This window comes from Mesorhizobium sp. M0500 (assembly GCF_040321165.1).
Taxonomy (GTDB): Bacteria; Pseudomonadota; Alphaproteobacteria; order Rhizobiales; family Rhizobiaceae; genus Mesorhizobium.
In genome coordinates this window covers 1-4,054 of record NZ_JAMYRB010000062.1, presented here as the reverse complement: position 1 = coordinate 4,054, position 4,054 = coordinate 1, and the positions used below count along the sequence as shown (strand labels likewise).

General features: G+C 60.4%; 3 protein-coding genes. All 3 read left to right on the top strand.

Annotated features, from left to right (window positions below):
- Window positions 1-298 (top strand): hypothetical protein (locus tag NKI70_RS33615; protein WP_352726410.1); only part of this gene is annotated, 298 nt, incomplete at its 5' end.
- Between the two features lie 973 nt (window positions 299-1,271).
- Window positions 1,272-3,008: an adenylate/guanylate cyclase domain-containing protein gene (locus tag NKI70_RS33605; RefSeq protein ID WP_352451966.1), complete on the top strand. Its 1,737-nt coding sequence runs from the start codon at window positions 1,272-1,274 to the stop codon at window positions 3,006-3,008.
- A gap of 187 nt (window positions 3,009-3,195) precedes the next feature.
- On the top strand, window positions 3,196-3,678 hold the full coding sequence (locus NKI70_RS33600; RefSeq protein ID WP_352726408.1) for a GNAT family N-acetyltransferase: 483 nt from the start codon (window positions 3,196-3,198) through the stop codon (window positions 3,676-3,678).
- Window positions 3,679-4,054: the final 376 nt, after the last annotated feature.

Below are 4,054 nucleotides of genomic sequence, written 5' to 3'. Positions count from 1 at the left end.
CGAACGGCGCGCGTTGCCAGGAACGACCGCTGTGCATCGAAAGCGACAGTTCACTGGCCAAACGATGAATGGCGGCAAGTGGCGCTTAAATTTGGATCCTTATCGGCTGCCGGAGAGCCAATCGCTCTCGAGTGCAGGCACTCCGGTGGAGTCCAGACCGTTGGATTGGACCCTCGACCTCTACAAAAGCTCACTGAGCTTCGGGTCGGGCTACGACGGCATTCCGAAGCGATCGCTTCGGCGAGAAGTCGTCGTTCTCAATCGGGCGAAGGGGGAGACATCGGCGAAGACGGCATAAGGGAGGATGGGCCAGACCGAGCCGACGGAAAGGTCGTAGCCATTGGAGCGCATAGCGCCTGGCCGGGAGGCCGCCGCCAGCCAGACTTACGCGGCGCGTCGTTGAGCGAGGTGGAGACCCGAACGGGCTCGACGAGGGTCCACGGCGGTCACAATGTGGTGGTGGTGATCGCAGTAGACGCGATCCGGCGAAGTTGGCCCAGCACAAAAACGATAGCCGCCGGGTACTGACGGGTCTTCGCTCACCGGGAAGCGGCACTGATAGAGGCCTAGCTGAATGAGAGGGACGTCTCTCGAAGTTAGTCTGATATTTTCAGGCATGATGGTTTCCTAGTTCACAGCAATTGCCGGCTGACGGCCGCAGTGCGACCCGTCGGGGCGAGCTTCTCTCGTTTGGGAGGGCTACGGACCATATGGTGTTGGTAGCACCGTCAATGAAGCCCGACGCCCTGCTTCTGAAGCCAATAGTTTGCGACTTAAGGCCACACCCGCGAACGCATTGGCAATCTACCATCGTGTCCCCGAGGCACCCGCCCGCCGGTGTTTGTCGGCGGCGGGGCACTGGCTTGTGGCCCCCTATGAGACGCGCTCTGCCGACCCCCTCGTTCACAGTCCGGACCACCTCATGCCGGGTCGCTCTAGCCGCCAAAACCCAAATCACTCTAAGACGACCGAGTTCCGACCCTTGCAGTCGATCAGTTGCGAGCGTCGCATGACGCGATCTGACCCTGAGCTGCCCTTCGTCGGCCCATTTCACTGCCCGATAGCCGACATTCGCGGCACTCGGCACTGACCCCTTGCTGACCTTCTCCAAGACGAGCCCCAAGCGCAAGTCGTGGCCCCAGTGGGGACAATCGACAGGCGCGATCACCCTATGTAGCTGCTTGGCGATCGAGCCTCGAAGTCAACCTGATAGACTTTTGAAATGGGCGGCATAAAATTCGCTTTTCTGCTTTCAATGAAAGCAACGCGAAATGGCCGAAGAACGCGCCCAACGCCGCCTTGCCGCCATATTGGCTGCCGACGTGGTGGGCTACAGTCGACTTCTGGACCAGGACGAGCAAGGAACGTTGGCCGCTTTAAGGAGGAGGAGGAAGGAAATCCTCGAACCACTCGTCCGCGACCGTCATGGCCGTATTGTGAAACTGATGGGTGATGGCGTTCTGGTCGAGTTCGGAAGCGCGGTGAACGCCGTGTCATGCGCCGTGGACCTTCAGAAGCGGATGGCGGCCGCAAACGAGGGTGTGACCGCCGACCGGAGAATCTACCTGCATATCGGCATCAATCTGGGCGATGTCGTTGTCGAGGACGGCGATCTGTTCGGCGACGGCGTCATTGTCGCAGTGCGGCTCCAGGCAATGGCCGGGGCAGGAGACGTCTGTGTGTCCGGCAGCGTCTACGACCAAGTCAAACGGAAGCTCGATTGCGGCTTCGACGAACTTGGTCCGCAAGCGATCAAGAACGTCACCGAACCAGTGTCTGTCTACCGGATCCGGCTGTCGACCGCATCGGACGATGGCGGGTTCGCGGAGAAAGCGCCTCTGCAGCTCCCCGCCAAGCCCTCCATTGCCGTCCTCCCCTTTACGAACATGAGCAATGATCCGGAGCAGGAGGCATTTGTCGATGGCCTCACCGAAGACTTGATCACGGATCTGTCGAGGACAAGCGAGTTGTTCGTCATCGCCAGCAACTCGGCATTTGCATACAAAGGCAGGCACGTGGATGTGCGTCGCATCGCGCGAGAACTGGGAGTTCGCCATCTTCTTGAAGGTAGTGCACGGCGGGCCGCTGGACGGGTGCGTATCAACGCCCAACTGATCGACGCGATCGCGGGTGACCACCTTTGGGCCGAAAGATTCGACCGGAGCCTAGAAGATATCTTCGCCGTTCAGGACGAGGTGACCGGCAAGATTGTCGAGGCTCTGGTTGGACGCCTGACCACCGCGCCGGCGCGCAACAGACCGAGCAACCTGGAGGCCTATGATCTCTGTGTGCGTGCCCGGGCCCTTGGCTTGCAAACCGCGCTCACCGCGAAAGAGGCCATTTTGCTGCTAGACCGGGCAATCGCGCTCGACCCGGAATACGCGGAGGCGCACCGTTGGCTGGCACTCAACCTCTGGCTGGGCTGGGAGTTCTGGGACGAACCGATGGACCCCAACCGCGCAAGAGCGCTCGCCGAAGCACAGCTGGCGGTCGAACTCGACCCGAACGACGCCGGGAACAGATGGGTATTGGGCGTCATACTTGGACATGAGAGTCGCTGGGTGGAATCGGATGCCGAATTCGATGCTGCCCACGAGTTGGACCCCAACCACGCCGACGCCTGGGCAATGCAGGCCGAGTTGACGACGGAAAAGGGCCAACCTGCCGAAGCCATAGAGCAGGTCCGCAGGGCACTGCGACTCAACCCTCACCCGCCCGGTTGGTATTACTGGATGTTGGGCCAGGCCCAATATGCCCTGGGCGACTACGAATCGGCGATCCAAACGCTGCGCAGGCCCGAAACCTATCGCACGACTTCACGACGCCTGCTTGCAGCAAGCCTTGCGCAACTTGGCCGTTTGGAGGAAGCGCGCTGGGAGGCGAAAATGTTCATGATAAGCAATCCGCACTTCACTATCCGGCACTGGTCGGATTCGCAGCCATTCCCAGCCGAAGACGTGCGCCGGCATATCGTGGAAGGTTATCGCATGGCGGGGCTGCCAGAATGACTGTCATTGGTTATACCTTCGGCCTGCTGTCGACAGGCGTCCCAAGGCTGCCGCAGCAACGAATATTTTGGTCTTCTGACGGAACGAAATTCGCCATATCGTGCGTTTGTTTCGCCTCATGGTGTGCTTGAACATGGCCAGTGAAGACTTTCGGCACCGGATAGCGCGACGCGAGGACCTCGCCTCCATGATTGCGCTCATGGATGCAGCGATCTCCGAACTCCAGAAACCGTTTCTCGACGATGACCAGATCCGATCCAGCCGCGCAATCATGGGGCTGGACACGCAGCTTGTCGATGATGGCACCTATTTCGTCGTGGAGCACGAGGGCGTCCTGGCAGGCTGCGGTGGCTGGAGCCGGCGCACGACCATGTATGGTGGTGATCAGTCACCGGGACGCAACGCGGCACTGCTTGATCCAACCACGGACGCGGCGCGTATCAGAGCCATGTATACGCATCCGGACTTTGTCCGGCGAGGCGTCGGTCGCCTTATCCTTTCGCTGTGTGAACGTGCCGCTAAGGCTGAGGGCTTCCGCCGTGCCGATCTGGCAGCCACGATGGCAGGAGTGCCGCTCTATCGAGCCTGCGGCTACCAGCCCGCCGAGAAATTCGTCGATGACCGTGGCGGCGCTCCGGTTCCGATCCTGATGATGAGCAAGACGCTCTGAGCTACGCTCAAAGGCCACTCGCTCGCGGCCGGCATTCGCTCCGGCCAGTTTGGCAGGAGGAGGATGCTGGAGATTGAACCAGGCCATCTCGAACGAAACAGTACTTCGCCTGTACTTCCGCTCCATGGTCGAGTCGCGACCGACGTGGAGGTTTTCGCGAACGTCTCGAGATGGCGCACGTGGTCGGGTGGCGCGTTGAGTTTAACCGGATCAAACGACCATCCGCTTCGGGTCCGCATCAGGTCGTAGCGAGAACGAGCGCAATGGTGAAGCGCCATGATTGTCAGCAAATGGCGCACCTTACTCGTTCCAGTGGACGAGGCGAACAGCAACAAACCATCCATCTCGGCCATTGGCGGCAGCCAGTTGGTAGAGT

What these genes read in the sequence shown, in the direction of transcription:
- NKI70_RS33605 (WP_352451966.1), top strand. Translation starts at nt 1,272, where the DNA reads ATGGCCGAAGAACGCGCCCAACGCCGCCTTGCCGCCATATTGGCTGCC.
- NKI70_RS33600 (WP_352726408.1), top strand. Translation starts at nt 3,196, where the DNA reads ATGATTGCGCTCATGGATGCAGCGATCTCCGAACTCCAGAAACCGTTT.